Origin of the sequence: Clostridium cellulovorans 743B (assembly GCF_000145275.1) — a bacterium.
In the GTDB taxonomy this organism is placed as follows: Bacteria; Bacillota; Clostridia; order Clostridiales; family Clostridiaceae; genus Clostridium_K; species Clostridium_K cellulovorans.
This window is the reverse complement of sequence record NC_014393.1, coordinates 1339822-1356384: the sequence shown is the minus strand read 5'-3', so window position 1 is coordinate 1356384 and position 16563 is coordinate 1339822. Positions and strand designations below refer to the sequence as shown.

Sequence of the window (16563 nt, the reverse complement as noted above, 5' to 3'; positions counted from 1 at the left end):
CTACGTCCCTGGATAACAATTTCTTTATTTATCTAAAGTATATTCTCTTTCTTTATATCCTCAAATTGATTTTACTTACCTAACCTTACATTGTTGAAAGGTTTCCTTCTAAACTATATAAGCAATTTATAACTATGTAATGAAATTGTGGCTTTCTTACCAGCTTTGCCGCCACTAAACAACCAAGACAACCTTTGAATAGTTTCTACTTTCATTTATGTTAACTTTATACTATAAACATTGATAGCAATGTTAGCTTAAGACTTCTTTAAAAATGTTAAGCTAAGACTTGTTTAAATAGGATATGCTAACAGTTGTACCCCTTGAAACCTCTGAATCTATTTGTATTTTTTCATTTAGATTATCACAAATACATTTGCACATATAAAGTCCTATTCCTGAAGATTTCTCTTCCTTTCGTCCATTACTTCCAGTAAAAAAAGCTTCAAAAACTCTAGATAATTCTTCTTTTCTTATTCCAATACCAAAGTCTTGTATATGAAGTGTAATATTACCGTCACTTTCTTCTACATAAAAACGTACTTTGCTTTCTGCTATTGAATACTTTATAGCATTACTTATAATCTGGCCAATAACGTACTTGCTCCACTTTTTATCTGATAATATAAAATAATTCTCCGGAATATCCACCTCTGGAAACACCTTTGCATAGATGAAGTTTCTTTTTTGAGAATTAATACATTCCTTCACTAATGCCTTTAAATTAATCTCTTCTGGCACATAATCCTTTGAGAATTCTCCAAGCCTAAATATGTTTAACACTTCTTCTAAATTCTTTTGAAGCAAGGAGTTTTCATCCCTTATATCCTTAACAACCTCACTATTTGGAAGCTTTTCTACAGCTAAATCTATCACTGCAACAGAAGTTTTCATGTTATGAATCCATTCTGTAAGCAGTTTATCCTTTTCCTCATTCTTACTCTCTAAACTATAGATTTTTGAGATGTATTCATTATGTATATCTCTAATTTCATCAAAGACCTCTTCAAAGACACTATCATCACCTTTACTATAAGCAGGACTTGTCTTTATCTCTTTAACATTTCTATAAAAAGTTCTATAGCTTAAAAATTTATATATTAAATAAACCACTAGACAAAATAAACATATCAAAAATGGATATAACATAAACTGACCTTCATATAAGAAAAAATAAAACAGCATTACAGAAATACAGCTGCATAAATAAAGAGAGATTGCTGCCTTCTCCTTTCTTAAGGTAATTCTAATTAGCTTACCTAAGGACATAACCAACACCTCTCTTTGTTTCGATTGTTAACTGTATTCCATTTTCCTTAAGCCGTTTCTTTAATCTTGTTATGTTCACTGTTAAGGTATTGTCATCAACAAATTCCTCATCATCCCACAAGGTTTCTAGTAAATCCTCTCTTGCAACAACTTTTTCGTAACTGCTGAAAAATATCTTAAGAAGTTTGTACTCATTTTTTGATAAAGAAATAGCTTTATCCTTTACCTTTAACTCCATACTCTCACAGAAAAGCTTTATTCCATTAACCTCTATAACATTTTCATTTTGATTATTAGCTCTTCTTAAAACAGCATTTATCTTTGCCAAAAGTATTCCCATACTGAAGGGTTTAGTTATATAATCATCAGCACCTAAATCTATCCCTCTAATTTGCTCTCCTTCTTCACTTCTTGAAGAAACTATAATTACAGGAGTGTCTAGCTTTTTTCTTATAACCTTTAGAAAATAGAACCCATCAAATTTAGGCAGATTTATATCTAAAAGAATTAAATCGCTTTCTGCTATATATATTTCTTCCTCGATATTATTAAAATCTTTTATGGTTTCTACTAGATAATCATAGGCACTTAAATATTCCTCCATGTACTTTATAAGCTTAATATCGTCTTCTATTAATAATAATTTTTTCTCATAGTATCCTCTTTATAAAATTTTATTGCACAAGTTAGATTTTCTATAAAATTATAACACAACAATATAGTTTTACTAAGCATCTGATACATTTTGTTAAAACTTGATATTTATTCTATAGGCAAGTACAATAAAACTATGTCATTGCTTTCAAGATTCTATTATGCAAAGCATCTATATTAAGTGACACTCTAAATCTTCGATTTAGTTAGTGGAACTTACTCCTCAGAGATATCGACAAGGAATAAAAAATAAGGAGTGTTATTTTGAATAAAAAACTTATTAAAATATCCTTAATTACCATAATATCAGTTATTATAATTTCATTGGGAACCTTATGTTTTCTTAGGTATTATACGCCTACAAGGAATGAAACTGTATACTCAGAAAATTTGGACAAGGCAGATTTAGATTTAGTTATATCAGACTACATAAAAAATAACTATTTTAACTGGAGCAATGTAGTCTCAATGAAAAAGTACGAGGCTCATAAAATTTATGGCATAGATGAAGTCTTTGGTCTTAAATATGTATACCTAGAAACCTTATTCCATGCAGGAAATTCTGGTGGCTCTAACCCCTTAGTAATTGTTGTTAAAATGGACTCAGAGGGTATGTATTCTGTAGTGAATCACAAAGAGCCTTTAGATAGTAATAATACATGGTCAAAAGTAATATTTCCAAAGAAATATCTAAAAAAGATGTACTCTATTGAAACAAATAAAGAATTACAGGAAAAAATTAATTCTCAAATGTCCTAAAATATGATGAGCTCAAAAATATTTTTTTAGCTCATCTATTTCTTCTAAAGAAAATATATCCGTCGCTATATCATCAAGGATTTTTTCTGGCAAAGCTTTAATTTTTTTCTCATATTCCATTGGCAGTAATTTAAATTTTTTATTCAATTGTTTAATCAAAAGTTCTGCTTTTCCTTCTGCTTTTCCTTCTATCTTCCCCTCTTCTTTTAGCTTTTCTAACCCTTTCGAAATATTTGAAGTCATTATCTCAACCTCCCTTTTATTACTACTGAATATTTTTTCTATATTTTCTTTATAGTTATTTTCCTCTGAATTTACATTAACAAGCCAATGTTTCAATTGGGCTTTTTCTTCGACGGTTAGCTTATTAAATTCTATTACTATATCCTTTAGTCTATTATAAAATTCTATTCTACTTATACTTTGATCTAATAGGAAAATTGCTGATGCAATATTTTGATTTTCATATAACTCATCTTTTTTAAATCTATTAACATCTAAAAATTCATATCTAAAATCTAAAATACTCTCGCCAAAAATATCGCTATTACTTATAACTTCTTTCAAGGTTCTAGCTACAGTCCAATTTTTCTCTCCATTGTAAACTACTATTGGAACTACAGCAGGTAGCCTAAAACTTTTTCTTTTAAATTCCTTTTCACTAGTATTTTTAAGAATTTCTCTCCAAATTTCAATCATATATAAAAGCAACCTTATTGGCATTCTATAATCTACGTAACTTTGAAATTCTAAGAGCATATAAAAGAAAACCTCATGGTCACCTATCCTTGCCTTATAAACTATATCTGATTCTAATTCCTCATAATCAGAAAGCACATAAGATTTATCTACTAAAACTAAGTTTTCTTTCGTTAGTTTACTTCCCCAAGTATTGCTTACAAAGGTTTGTATAAGACTTAAAAACGTTTCTTTATTTGAAAATAAGTCCTTATAGCTTTTATCATGAAGGTTGTTCTTTTTATTTACTATTCTAATTTTATCTTTATTATTTTTTTCATTACTTTGGCTCATATTACACCTCTATTTTATCATTTTGTATATCTGTTTAAAATAGCTGCTATAATATGATTATTGACATTGATGCGAACATTTATTCGCACCACTATTCAAAGTTCTATTCTTAACTTTCCTTATCTTGATATCGAAGTTAAAAATAAAGAAAAAAGTGCTCCCTCATCAGGATTAGCACTTTTTTTCTCCTTTTAACTTCTGCTTAGTATTTTCTTAAGCAATTCTAATGCACTTTCATCTTCTTCACAATTAGTTCCAAGCTGACCTCTAAAGGCTTTTGCCAGGATTGATTTCTTAATTAAGTTTATTTGGTCTTCTAGTTGAGTGAGTTCTTTTATTTTTGATTCTTCTTCTAAAAGTTTGTCTAGGATTTTTACTATTTCTTTTTGTTCTTCTAATGGTGGTAACGGTATTATAATATCATTAATCTTCTTAAGAGTAAGCCTAGTTATTGCTACCCCTTTTACAGATTCAAGGATTCTTTTTTTAATTTCAAAAGAATTTAAAATGTAATAAAGGTATTTGTTATCAATACACTTCCCTACTCTTATCAATGCAACCGAAGAAAGTAATGAAAACTCCTCAGTTAGTTCATTAATAGTCGCTATTCCTGTTGTGGCTCCATCTTTTATATATAATATATCACCGTATTTAACATCACATCTCTTATATATAGGGATATGTTCTTTTTTGGTTACATACGTAATACTTGATAGGTCAATGCCCCATTCTTTAATATTTTTAGCTGTAACATACTTATAATCTCCATATTCGTAAGACTTAGGACTATTATGAGTACCATCAGTTATTTTTTCACATATATCCTCTAATTTTGTCCATTTCCAGTTATAAGGTAGCTTATAAAACCCTTCATTTATAGGATTAACTTTTTCACCTTTTCTATAATTTAATATTCCCCTAAATGCTTTTGATGTTATAGCAGCCTTCCTCTTCTCAAAGCCCTCTCTAGCCTCTTCTATCAATTCCTTAGCCTTATCTAATTTTTCAAAAAGATTTTCTATTCTGTTAACAATTCTTTGTTGTTCTTTTAATGGTGGGAGTGGTATAAGTAATTCACCCATTCTACTTTTATTTATAATTGGTAACGTAGTTGATGATGAATTTTCTATCAACGTATCATGAAAGTATGATGACAAAGTGTAATAATATACATATAAATTATAAATCTTCTTAGGAATTATTGAGTTAATTTGTTGATTTGTTGCGCCTTCTACATTAAGATAAGCAACTTTACCAATTGTTGCACCTATGCAACATACTGCAGTACTCCCCTTTGGCAATATTCTTGCCTTAGTTGCACCTATATTAGATAAAGTCTCTGTTGATGAATTTAATATTCTGCCTTGATTTAAATCAGTTGGTTTTATAAATGGAATTTTACCTCCATAAAATTCTTCGTTATTCTTAGATGGCGTATTTCCAGTTACTAAATCAGCAATTGATTTTAAATTACTCCACACCCAATTCTCCGGCACCTCATAAGGAACATCCTTAACAATAGCATCTTCTAGCTTTTCTTCTAAAGTCAAATTCTTCTTAGCCATTACTATTCCTCACTTTCAAGAGCCCTTAATTCTTTGATAACGCTCATAAGTAAGTCCGTTGCTTCTTCTAGCTTTGCCACTGCTTCTTCAGCACTTTCTATTGGGTCTGGCAGGTCTTCATAGTCTAAGATTGAATCATCTTTTATTAAACCCAAATCTAGGTTATCATTCTTTTCCTTGATTTGTTCTCTAGTGAATTTGTTCCAACGTTCATCTTCTACTGCCTCTCTATTATCAGCAGTGTATGCTTTTATAAAGTCCTCAAAATGTGTTTCCTTTAATGGATTTGTTTTACCAAAGCTCGGCATATTAGTTCTTAGATCATAGAACCATACTTCCTTTGTATTACCTTTATCTTCTTTTCCTCTTGTAAAGAAAAGTACATTAGTCTTAACCCCTTGAGCGTAAAAGATTCCTGTTGGTAGTCTTAGAATTGTATGAAGATTACACTTATCCATTAAGTCTTCTCTTATCTTTGTCCCGTCACCTTCTTGGAATAAAACATTATCAGGTAAAACTACTGCAGCTCTTGCTTTGTTATCAGCTTTTAAGCTTCTGTATATATGTTGCAAAAAATTTAATTGCTTGTTTGAGGTCATGTAAGTTAAGTCATCTCTTGTAGCCCTTTCACCACCTTTTTTTGTTCCAAAAGGAGGGTTCGAGAGTACCACGTCTAACTGGTTCATTTGCTTTCCTACATTAGTTAAGGTGTCTCCAAGGATTATATTACCTTCTATACCATGAAGCATAGCATTCATAAGGGCTAATCTATGGGTTTCATGAACTAATTCGCAGCCTGAAAAAGCTTTAGTTCTTTGGAATTCTGCTAAATCTGTATCTAAATCAAAATAATTATCCGTTTTTTCTTTTAGATAATGATCCGCTCCAATCATAAAGCCAAAGGTTCCAGCTGCTGGGTCGTTACATTTTTCACCTGGTCTTGGATCTATTAACTTAACCATTACATCTATTAAAACTCTTGGGGTAAAATATTGACCTGCTCCTGATTTTTTTTCAGACGCATTTTTTTCTAATAAGCCTTCATAAAGATTGCCAAGACCTTCTTCCTTAGCAGAATACCAATCTAGACCATCTATAGTTGTGATTATTTTTTCTAAGTTCTTTGGCTCTTCTATATTAGTAGCTGAACCTTGATATATTTGTTGTACTATTCCTGTAGTTTCTTCTCCTAAATGATTTAATAATTCTTTATAGAAAGTTTTTAACTCTATTCCACTCTTAGTCTTTAAATCATCCCATTTATAGCCTTGAGGCAATTTATCTTCTGCACCTGTTTCTTTTGCCATCTTTAAGAAAAGGATATACGTTAATTCTGTTACATATTGATGATAAGTTATCCCATCATCTCTTAGTACATTACAAAGGTTCCAAAGTTTGCTTACTATTTCTTGTGTATTCATTGTTGTTTTCTCCTGTTTCCTATTCTTTTACATAACTTAGTACAGCCGTAGCTCCAACTTTAAAGGTTTTAGCATTACGGCTGTTTGTATCCATAAATTATTTCACACCATCATAACTAGTTATTTAGCGCAATTACTTATTGAGTAATATATAAATACGTATCTAAGCTTTTATCTACAGCCTTAGCTACAATGTTTATAAAGTCTTTTTTATCGCCTGTTGTACTGGCTATTTCTAAAGCTTTCATATATTCATCTCTATCCTCATTGTTAATAACGGATATTGGATAACCACTTCTCATAAGAATCAAATTCATAAGAAGCCTTGCACTTCTTCCATTGCCATCGATAAATGGGTGAATGTATACATATCTAAAGTGAAATTCTGCTGCTAGTTCTATTGGATGTAATTTTCCCTTATTATCATTATACCACTGAACAAGCTCATTCATTTTCTCAGGAACCAAGAAATGCTCTACTGGTCTATGATTACTACCACTTATAAGAACATTTGCATTTCTATATTGCCCAGCACTTTTAGAATCTATAGTTTTTAATATTATATAATGTAAATCCTTAATGGTTCTTTCGGAAATATCTATGTTCTGTTTTACAATATCTTCAATATAATCTATTGCTTCCTTATGGTTTATTACCTCTAAATGTTCTCTTAAGGTCTTTCCTTTACCTATAGTAATTCCATCTTCTAAGATAACTTTAGTTTCAGTTATAGTTAAAGTATTTCCTTCTATTGCATTAGAATTATAAGTTAATTCTACATCAAAATATTTCTTTAAATTATCTATAACTTCTTTTTTTAGAGGCCTTTTACTATCTAAAATACTTTTTTTATCATCTATTTTTTTTAACATATCTCACCTTCCAACATCTAGCCTATGCTTTCGAACATATATGTTTTTATTTTTTTTATTATATCTCCTAAATTACTATTAAACAGCTTTTCATTTAGTCTGTCAAATCCACCACCTTGAGTTTTAAAGCTTCCAGTGTCTAAGGTTTCTTTATCTATCACTACCTCTTTTAGCATTACCTTCTCTATTCTAGTAATCCAATTTTCTTGAGGTTTTGTTAATTTATATTCCTTCTTTATTTTTGTAATTGCCCTCTTCACTCTTTCCTCATTAGATTCTAATGGACTGCCTAAAGCTTGTTGTCTTATAAAAGCAATGATATCCGCTACTATTTCTTCATTTTTTAAGTCTTTCCAAGCTGTCTTTAAATATTCCTCATTAAAACCGTCCTTATCTAATATAGCTTTAAGTTGCTTTAGAGATTCCTTTGTTAATTCCTGTGGTCTTGTACAAACAACTTCTAAAGCTTGAATAGTATTTTTATTTTCTTCAATGTACTTTTTAAATTCATTTATATAATCCTGTGGCTTTTTGCCTTTTCCATAACCTCTTGCATGTGATACAACTTTATCTTTTTTGTCTGAAATAATTATAATTTCATCACTAGAATACTTTTCATCTAAATATTCAATTAATGCATTATTTCTTATAATAGCTTTTGTTGCAACCTCAATATCCCCTTCTTTAAGGTCCTTTATAAATTCTTCAGGAGTTTTATTATTACAAAGATTCTTAAAGATTAACTTTTCATTTTCATCAATTAATTTCTTTTTTCTTTGAAGCTTTGCTATTACCTTTTTTATTGTCTGTTCTTTTTCTTCTTTACTATCTGTTCTTTCTAAGGTTTCTTTTAATATTTTAAAGCTTGTATTTTGATTTGCTGCCACCGGCTTCATATTAGTCATATCTTTAAGTGCTTCGTATAAACGCACACAGTCAAAAATCTCAAAATGAGTTTTATTAATATCATCACATAACCTAGTTGCTCTGCCTAGCATTTGTTCATAAAGTATTCTTGATTTTATCCTTCTTAAAAAGACGATTTTATCAATCTTAGGTACATCAATTCCTGTAGATAATAAATCAACAGTAACTACCACCTTCGGATAAGTCTCATTTTTAAACTTTTTAATAGCTAAGTCTGCATCTTTTATAGCTCCTGTTATCTTAAGGATAGAATTATCATCCACGCCACCAACGGTTTCTTTAAAAATTTCTTTTAGCACTCTAACTATCATATCTGCATGAGCATCACTGGCTGCAAATATCAAAGTTTTTCCTTCATCATTTTCTGGATCAATATATTTTGCCACTTCTTCTAGTGCAGCTCTTGTATGCGCTTCAACAACAATTCTCTTATTAAACTGATCTATTTCAAATTCTACATCATCTTCAAGTTCTGCTCCATTGATTAGTTCACCAGTAAATTTATTATATTTAGCTACCTTATCACCCTTTTTATAGTGAATTCCATCTCTAGTAAGCTCAGTTTCTATAAGATGCGGTGGTTCATGATCTACAAGATATCCATCAATAACGGCATCTCTGTAACTATAGTTATATACTGGGGTTCCAAATATCATGGAGGTATGAAGTGCTGGAGTCGCTGTAAGGGCAACCTTGAATGCATCAAAATATTCAATTACCTTCTTATACTTGCTTAGGAAATCCTTATTATCTCTCCACTGGACTTCTGAATCACTCATTTCTTTATCTAAAGTATAACCTCTATGAGCTTCGTCAACTATTACACAATCGTAATCTCCAACAGTTGGTATATTAGTTTCCTCTTCGTTATACATTATTCTCTTCACCATAGCTTGTATAGTTGATATATGAACTTTTGTTTCTTTATCAATAAGTTTTTCATCAAGTCCGTTAATATTATAGATTTGGTTTAATGTTTTTAAATCTTCTAGCTTTACTTCCTTAAAGGTGTCCATAGCTTGGTCACCTAATGAAGTTCTATCAACTAAAAAAAGAATTCTTTTATATCTATTTGTCTTAATCAATCTATAAATTAAGCCTAATACAGTTCTTGTCTTTCCTGTTCCCGTAGCCATAGTTATTAAGGCAGTTTCTTTTCCTTCTATAATTGCTTTTTCAACTGCTTTTATAGCATCCACTTGATAGTATCTAAGTCCTATACTATTTTCTGATTGCAAAAATTCAAAACTTAGTTCATCTAAACTCTTATTTGCCTCTTCTATATTCTCATTAAGCATATCATCAAGCTTTTCTGGCGAATACCAACCTTGAAGCACCTTTGGATTATTTTTTTTATCTCTACAATCTAAGAAATGTACTCCACTCTTGTCTTCAATCTCTTTTATATACTTCCTTCCATTAGCTGAAAATAAGAATGGTACCTTATATTCATTCCACTTGGAAATTACATAATCAGTATGTTCTTCCTTTACTCCTTTGGCATAAGTTTTAGCTTCAATAATAGTCCCTGCCACATCTTTAGAGAATTTTTTAGCTTCTATAAATCCAACTAACCTTTCCCCAATGAATAAAGCATAATCTACAGCTCCATGTCCTTTATCTTCTGAATAGGTGGGCCACTCTGAAATAGCCAAGTTCTTTCCCTTTTGTGGTTTTGTTCCTTTTGAATATCTAAGGTTAATAGTGTCTACTTCCCATCCAGCACTTCTTAACTGAGAATCTATTATTATTCTTGTTTCAGCTTCAGTTAAATCAATTTTCTTGCTAGCGTTTTTTCCTTGTTCTTTACGCTTTTCTAATTGTCCCTTGTCCTTTTCTTGTGTTTTTAATATATTTAATTCAGCTTCTAAAGCTTTGTATTTTTCCTCATATGCCTTTGCTATATCAATAATATTTTCACCGTATTCATTTTCTTTTGGTTCTTCAAATTCTTTAGGTTCAAATTCCCAATCTCCATAGGTCTGCATAAACCAAACAGCCAACTTAAAGGTTAGCTCCAATTGTACTTTTGCTTTTTCCACATCCTCGTACCCTTGATGAGCAGCACTATTTCTTTTTATCCTAAGCATATGAAGTATATTATCTATATCTTCTGGAATTAAATCTTCCTTTTTTAACAACTTAATTCTATTGTTATGATTATTATCATCAGCTATTGAGGTATAATCTATCTTTTCCATAGAGAACATATACTGAACCACAATTTCACCAAACATACCACATTTAATAAATGTAGTGTTTGAATCTATATAGAGGTTTCTTTCTGCTAACCTACCTAAGTTTTCAAGTATAGGCCATTTTTCTTTTAAAAAGGTGAAGTTACTCATTCTATCCCCTCCGCTTTACAAATATTATCATAATACAACATAGCTTTATTATATCTTAAATTGAGACTAGTTCCCATATATTTTGATAAATGTAAATTAAAACTTCTAACTTATAGTATAATCTCCTTGTAATCTTGTTCCATTAAAAACTTTTTTCTTCATCTGATAGAAATCACTATATATTTCGTATTTATTTATTGAAGAGCTCTTCAGGAGGTATACACAATGAAGATTAATGAAGATAATTTTGCAGTTGAACTAAAGAAAGGAAACCCTAAAGCCTTGGACTATATTTATTCAAAATATATTGGACTAGTCTATAAAATAGTAATCAATGTCTTAAGAGACGTCACTAGTCATGAGGATATAGAAGAATGCGTTAGTGATATTTTTGTTGGCATTTGGATTAATGCTTCAAAATATAATTCTGAAATCACTACCTTTGATAAATGGCTTGTAGCTGTTTCCAAATATAAAGCAATAGACTATCTAAGAAAAGCTACTAAAAATCCTCAGATAGTTGAACTAGAAGATTCTATAACTAATGGAGATACGAGTACCGAGGACATAATTATCCAAAACAATGACCTTAACACTGTTTATAATCTAATCAGCGATATGGAAGAAACCGATAAAAAAATTTTTATAAGACGATATCTTTTAGACCAAAAAATAATTGATATTGCTAAAGATCTTCAGCTAAGAAGAAGTGCTGTTGACAATCGGTTAACTCGTGGCAGAAAATCTATAAAAAATAAATGGAACGAAATCATGGGAGGTAATTAGATGAGAACTTCAGTTAAACATGATGAAAAGGATATATACGAATTATTAAATTATGCTGATACAGATGAGAATATTTACGACGATTTTCAATTAGACGAAACCACCTCAAAAAGGATAAAGCAAAGAATAGATAAAAAGCTATTTAAAAAGAAAAAATTAATTAACTATGGTACAGCAGCGATTTTATTGATATCCATTGGGACATTTTCTATAAATAACTCTACCTTTGCCTCTGTGGTACAAAAATCAATAATCGAGACTTATCAGTCTTTAAGAGGCAATCATGTTAATTATGCCAAGTACTCTAGCAATGTTAACTTATCAGCTTACGATAAAGGTGTTACTTTTACTGTAAAGGAAATTGTCTGTGATGATAATGAGTTATTTATTGCATATTCAATTATCAGTGATGATAAATTAACTGATTTAATACAATATCCTAGAGACATCCTTGCAACCTTTAAGGTCGATGGAGAAAGTATTCCTTCTGACAACTTTGGCAATGGAAAATTCATAAATGATAATCAATATGATGGATTAATACATCTCAATATAATGAGAAGTAACCTTTCTGATATATTCTATTTGGATCTTGATATTTCAGCTCTAGATATGTTAAAAGGTAGCTGGAAGTTTAACATGCAGGTAAATAAAGAAGAAGTTCATAAAGCTACAAAAACTTATGAACTAAATAAAACCATTACTCTAGGGAAAGAACCTTTAACTATTAAACGCATAAATTCCTCCCCTTTATCAACTAGTATAGAAATAGAAATAACTAAATTTTTTAAGTTTTACTTCTTTTTATTTGATGATAAAGGTAATATGATAAGAGAAACTAGCACTTCTCGTAATGAACTTAGTAGTGAACTCCACTTTAAAGCATTTTTACATGATGATATAAAATCACTAACCTTATTACCATTTAGTTGTAATGACGATTTTGTAGCTAATCCAAGACTATATGATATGAATAGCTTACCATTAGAATTATCCCAAGGAGAACTTGGAAAACTAGTGGTCAAGAAATTTGAATGGGAAGACGATACTCTTAAAGTTTTCTATACAGCTGAAGGAAAAATACCATTAATCCAATCTGAATATTTAGGTTTATATGATAGTCAAGGAAATTTCTTAAAAAATAAAAGTTCTTATATTCAAGTATCGCCAGAAAATCAACATGACTTTGTAATGTGCTTTAAAGGGGTTTCCAAGAATAAAAAATATAAAATTGGTACATCTCGAATTGAGGAATTTTATCAATTAGATGAAGCTTCCAAAGTTACAATAGACCTTAAATAACTTTTATGTTACACCAAGATTTGCAAATGCTATAAATCCTCCTTAGTAAGTCTATATATCTTATAATTTAAAAGCTTATCAATATTATATAAATTTAATGTTGAAGCATCACAGGAATATATAAATGATTATAAAAGTGAAAAAACTACATGAAAAAACCATAAAAAGTACTATTGAAAAATTTTCTAAATGGTATTATAGTTCAAGAGTACATTTAACTAAACAACATTTTAGACTATATAAAATATATATTACCAAAACATTTTTATAAATAAGGGGAGTTTATACATGCAATCATCTTTTGGCAATACTAAAGAAATTAAAACCATGACCTTCAAAGCTAATGAAGACAACGTTAAAATCCTAGGGAGAACTAAAAGTGTCGATGACATCAGATACATAAATTATTCTTGCTCTGGAGTTGAGTTTGAATTTACTGGCACAAAGGTTAGTGCTGTTTTATGTTCTGATAAATCTAAATGGGAAGATTCACTGAAGGCTTGGGTTGCAGTTTTCGTTGACGATGAAGAAACACCAAGTAAGCGTTTTCCACTAGACACAGAGGAAGCTGTTTATGAGTTATACAATAGCGATACCTGTAAACCAGTTAAAATACGCCTTATGAAGGTATCAGAAGTAGCCTTTGCTTATGCAGGCATTAAGGAAATCATAGTTGAGGCTGTAGAACCAATAAAGCCTACAAAAAACAAAGAACATAAAATCGAATTTATAGGCGACTCTATTACTTGTGGCTATGGTATTGAAGGAGTTTGGAATGTAGACACCTTTACTACTGCACAAGAAAATCCTTGGTCTGCCTATGCTGCAAAAACAGCTAGACATTTTGATGCTGACTTCCGTTGTGTTTCTTGGAGTGGTATAGGTATAATTTCTTCTTGGACTGAAGTTGACGAGGCTAACGATGAATGGTTAATGCCTATGTTATATAAATATACCGATGCAGCCTTTGACAGAAACATGGGGAAAACTGATTTTGAAGTTTGGGACAACTCTACTTACGTTCCTGATTTAATCATAATAAACCTAGGAACAAATGATAATAGTTATACAAAAGGCATTGATGAAAGAATTGAAAAGTTCACGACTGAATATTATAACTTGCTAAGTCAAGTAAAAGCTTGCAATCCAACCTCAGAAATAATCTGTACCTTAGGAGCAATGGGACAAGACTTATGTCCTGCTGTTGAAAAAGCTGTAATGGAATTTGCAAGAGAAACTAACGATACAAAAGTCCACTCTATGCGTTTTGAAGTTCAACTTGAAAGTGATGGTATTGGTGCTGATTGGCATCCTGTTGAAATAACTCACGATAAAATGTCTAAACGCTTAATAGAAGAAGTTAAAAAAATTATGAAGTGGTAAATTTCAAGAGCTACCTGAATTCTAGGACTCACTCCTACGTTCAGGTAGCTCTTATATATTGAAAAAATTTAAAATTTATTAGATGAAAAACTTTAAAATTAAATCCTATAATTTTCTACATTAATAAATTCTCACGAAAGCCTTCTGACTTGTTGTGGCTTTGATGTTTATTATTATAACCTTTAGTTTCTTGTTGTAGCTTTGAGTTTGTCATTATAACTTTATAGTTATTATTTCATGTTATTATAAATAACTCTTAGTCCTCGATAAATCTATTACTAACATGGGATTATCCTCTTTCATCAGTTCGATTAATTCAAAAACCTGCGCTCTATCTTCCTTAATGATTTCTAATTCCCGCTCAGTAATACCAACAAGCTGCATAAAGCCTACTTTCCCATGAACTGTATCAATAGTAGTTAATTCCGTATCGTTAACTACTACCAATGCAGTTATCTTTGAATTTGAGCCAATCTTTATAGGCTCTCCATTACCTGCTATATATTGATATGGCTGAAAATACTTTTGAGAAGTAAAAGTATACCTAGCAAGATTACTTAACATACTAATTGCCCACATACATTCCTCCGTATCCTTTGCTAGGAGTTTTACAGTCATTTCGTACCCCCACTTACTATATTCTCCTCCAAAAGCCTTTTCATCAGCATAAAGTTCTGTTAAACCATAAGTTACTATATGTCTATATCCTTTGGGAGATTTATATATACTATATCCGTCTAAATATTCATTTCCTCCCAAAAGTGAACGTGCTGTAAGGTTTGTTGCAAAATGTTCCGCCTCTTGGTTTCCATAAATTTTTTCAAACTCTCCATCTATACTTTCCCAGCCTGGTGCCCAACCCTGATCTTCTTTTAAGTGAATCATATATTCATCTAATGTCATTTTAAAAATCTCCCTTGGTGTTTTACTCTCTGTTATATTTTTATTGTTATCCAATCCACATTAACTATGTCTATTTTGTGTTGGATTAACCATAGTATTTTTACATAATACCAATTAAAATGATGATTTTATACTTCTTTATGATATTTCATAATTTTGTCATAGAGTTCTTCGTAAATTTTATCAATTTTCTTAAAGTCAGTAGCATCTATATAAAATTTTTCTAATTCATCATGATAAGTTTTTGCAGTTGCAAGATGTTTGGTTCCTTCATTTGTACAAGCTTTATATCTAGCAACAATGTCTGTAAGTTCAATCTCATAAGTTATATCTGTCTGATCTTTAACTAATTCCTTATACATATCGATGACCTCATCTTCATCACGCTGTGGGAAATATTCATGAGGTGCTGTACTATCAAATATACAAAGACTTAATTCTGGGAAAAGTAACATATCTAAACTATCTGGATCGAAACCACAATGATAAACTTCTGTATCTATTCCTCTGCTTTCGGATTCTTTCAATATTTTCTTTAGCATAGTTGATTTACCTGTACCTGGTCTACCCTTGATAAAATAACGTTTTGCAATATTCTCTGTAATATTTTCTACAAAATCCATTGCACCATAAGGTGTAGAACCACCAAAGAAACGATGCTTAATAGAAGCTGTTTTATTTAAATGAATAGCACTTAATAACTTTTTAATAATTTCTTCTGTAAATTTATTGGCCTTTGAAAAATCCATATTTTCAATATAGATTTTTTCCCATTCATCATGAACCTTTAAGCCTTTAGCAAACTCTTCATAGGCTTTTTCATAACAGGGCTTTATATTATTTTGTATCTCTAGTATTTCTTTTGTACGAACTGCTAGTTTATCCGTATCCCAAGCAATTCCTAAATTTACGTACTCTTCAATAGCACCTGGTGCTGTTGGTTCAATAACGTGAGGTGCTGTTCCATCAACAATTCCTACACCTAACTTGTTAATAAGAACTCCATCTAAAGAATCTGGATCAGATGAGCAATGTATATATTCAACGTCATATTGAAGTTTTTCCATCTCAGTCCCTATTTTTTTCATTAGAGTTGACTTTCCTGTACCTGGACCACCCTTTAGAATAAATATTTTTCTTAAGTTTTTTATATTATCGTTAAAAAGGTTGCAGAATCCCTTAGCTGTATTTCCACAAACAAAAAAATGTTTTGCACCCATAGCTTATCCTCCTACGCTTTCATCCTTTTTTACCCATAATTATTTTATGAGAGGCTTCACTATTAAGTTACTTATAGCCATAATTTTATATTTTTAAGTTGATATATCCATGTTAGCCATGG

Annotated in this window: 13 protein-coding genes; 4 read left to right on the top strand and 9 right to left on the bottom strand. The window is 30.6% G+C overall.

Annotated elements, in window-relative coordinates:
• Positions 1-282: 282 nt before the first annotated feature.
• On the bottom strand, positions 283-1149 hold the full coding sequence (locus tag CLOCEL_RS05605) for a sensor histidine kinase (protein ID WP_242655227.1): 867 nt from the start codon (positions 1147-1149) through the stop codon (positions 283-285).
• A 106-nt stretch (positions 1150-1255) separates the two neighbouring features.
• Positions 1256-1903 carry a response regulator transcription factor gene (locus CLOCEL_RS05600; RefSeq protein ID WP_029169260.1) on the bottom strand — a complete coding sequence of 216 codons (648 nt, stop codon included), beginning with the start codon at positions 1901-1903 and terminating at the stop codon, positions 1256-1258.
• A gap of 284 nt (positions 1904-2187) precedes the next feature.
• Between CLOCEL_RS05600 and CLOCEL_RS05595 the strand changes: the two genes are divergently transcribed.
• Positions 2188-2682, top strand: coding sequence for a hypothetical protein (locus CLOCEL_RS05595; protein ID WP_010076273.1), 495 nt, complete (start codon positions 2188-2190; stop codon positions 2680-2682).
• A gap of 12 nt (positions 2683-2694) precedes the next feature.
• Here the strand turns inward: CLOCEL_RS05595 and CLOCEL_RS05590 are convergent, their stop codons facing one another.
• The 5 genes from CLOCEL_RS05590 to hsdR all read right to left on the bottom strand — a co-directional run bounded on the left by CLOCEL_RS05590 (position 2695) and on the right by hsdR (position 10847).
• Positions 2695-3714 carry an Rpn family recombination-promoting nuclease/putative transposase gene (locus tag CLOCEL_RS05590; protein WP_010076274.1) on the bottom strand — a complete coding sequence of 340 codons (1020 nt, stop codon included), beginning with the start codon at positions 3712-3714 and terminating at the stop codon, positions 2695-2697.
• Between the two features lie 191 nt (positions 3715-3905).
• Positions 3906-5279, bottom strand: coding sequence for a restriction endonuclease subunit S (locus CLOCEL_RS05585; RefSeq protein ID WP_010076275.1), 1374 nt, complete (start codon positions 5277-5279; stop codon positions 3906-3908).
• A gap of 2 nt (positions 5280-5281) precedes the next feature.
• Positions 5282-6700: a class I SAM-dependent DNA methyltransferase gene (locus CLOCEL_RS05580; protein ID WP_010076276.1), complete on the bottom strand. Its 1419-nt coding sequence runs from the start codon at positions 6698-6700 to the stop codon at positions 5282-5284.
• A 137-nt stretch (positions 6701-6837) separates the two neighbouring features.
• Entirely contained in the window at positions 6838-7572 is a 735-nt protein-coding gene (locus CLOCEL_RS05575) for a Fic family protein (protein ID WP_010076277.1), read from the bottom strand.
• 17 nt (positions 7573-7589) lie between these two features.
• Positions 7590-10847, bottom strand: coding sequence for a type I restriction-modification system endonuclease (gene hsdR / locus CLOCEL_RS05570; protein ID WP_010076278.1), 3258 nt, complete (start codon positions 10845-10847; stop codon positions 7590-7592).
• 225 nt (positions 10848-11072) lie between these two features.
• Here hsdR and CLOCEL_RS05565 point away from each other — a divergent pair, with 225 nt between their 5' ends.
• From CLOCEL_RS05565 to CLOCEL_RS05555, 3 genes are all read left to right on the top strand, one after another.
• Complete coding sequence (locus tag CLOCEL_RS05565; RefSeq protein WP_010076279.1) at positions 11073-11633, top strand: sigma-70 family RNA polymerase sigma factor; 561 nt, start codon at positions 11073-11075, stop codon at positions 11631-11633.
• A complete protein-coding gene (locus tag CLOCEL_RS05560) occupies positions 11634-12935 on the top strand; it encodes a DUF4179 domain-containing protein (RefSeq protein ID WP_010076280.1) in 1302 nt (433 codons plus the stop codon).
• Positions 12936-13223: 288 nt separating this feature from the next.
• Positions 13224-14318 (top strand): SGNH/GDSL hydrolase family protein, encoded by a 1095-nt coding sequence (locus tag CLOCEL_RS05555; protein WP_010076281.1) that lies wholly within the window; start codon positions 13224-13226, stop codon positions 14316-14318.
• A gap of 243 nt (positions 14319-14561) precedes the next feature.
• On the opposite strand, the gene CLOCEL_RS05550 is transcribed toward CLOCEL_RS05555, so the two are convergent.
• Positions 14562-15221 carry a suppressor of fused domain protein gene (locus CLOCEL_RS05550; protein ID WP_010076282.1) on the bottom strand — a complete coding sequence of 220 codons (660 nt, stop codon included), beginning with the start codon at positions 15219-15221 and terminating at the stop codon, positions 14562-14564.
• A gap of 128 nt (positions 15222-15349) precedes the next feature.
• On the bottom strand, positions 15350-16441 hold the full coding sequence (locus CLOCEL_RS05545) for a PRK06851 family protein (protein WP_010076283.1): 1092 nt from the start codon (positions 16439-16441) through the stop codon (positions 15350-15352).
• Between the last annotated feature and the right edge of the window lie 122 nt (positions 16442-16563).

Excerpts from the sequence above, each read along its gene's own strand:
- CLOCEL_RS05575 (WP_010076277.1), bottom strand. The coding sequence starts at position 7,572 with ATGTTAAAAAAAATAGATGATAAAAAAAGTATTTTAGATAGTAAAAGG.
- CLOCEL_RS05560 (WP_010076280.1), top strand. The coding sequence starts at position 11,634 with ATGAGAACTTCAGTTAAACATGATGAAAAGGATATATACGAATTATTA.
- hsdR (WP_010076278.1), bottom strand. The coding sequence starts at position 10,847 with ATGAGTAACTTCACCTTTTTAAAAGAAAAATGGCCTATACTTGAAAAC.
- CLOCEL_RS05580 (WP_010076276.1), bottom strand. The coding sequence starts at position 6,700 with ATGAATACACAAGAAATAGTAAGCAAACTTTGGAACCTTTGTAATGTA.
- CLOCEL_RS05565 (WP_010076279.1), top strand. The coding sequence starts at position 11,073 with ATGAAGATTAATGAAGATAATTTTGCAGTTGAACTAAAGAAAGGAAAC.
- CLOCEL_RS05555 (WP_010076281.1), top strand. The coding sequence starts at position 13,224 with ATGCAATCATCTTTTGGCAATACTAAAGAAATTAAAACCATGACCTTC.
- CLOCEL_RS05585 (WP_010076275.1), bottom strand. The coding sequence starts at position 5,279 with ATGGCTAAGAAGAATTTGACTTTAGAAGAAAAGCTAGAAGATGCTATT.
- CLOCEL_RS05550 (WP_010076282.1), bottom strand. The coding sequence starts at position 15,221 with ATGACATTAGATGAATATATGATTCACTTAAAAGAAGATCAGGGTTGG.
- CLOCEL_RS05590 (WP_010076274.1), bottom strand. The coding sequence starts at position 3,714 with ATGAGCCAAAGTAATGAAAAAAATAATAAAGATAAAATTAGAATAGTA.
- CLOCEL_RS05545 (WP_010076283.1), bottom strand. The coding sequence starts at position 16,441 with ATGGGTGCAAAACATTTTTTTGTTTGTGGAAATACAGCTAAGGGATTC.
- CLOCEL_RS05605 (WP_242655227.1), bottom strand. The coding sequence starts at position 1,149 with ATGTTATATCCATTTTTGATATGTTTATTTTGTCTAGTGGTTTATTTA.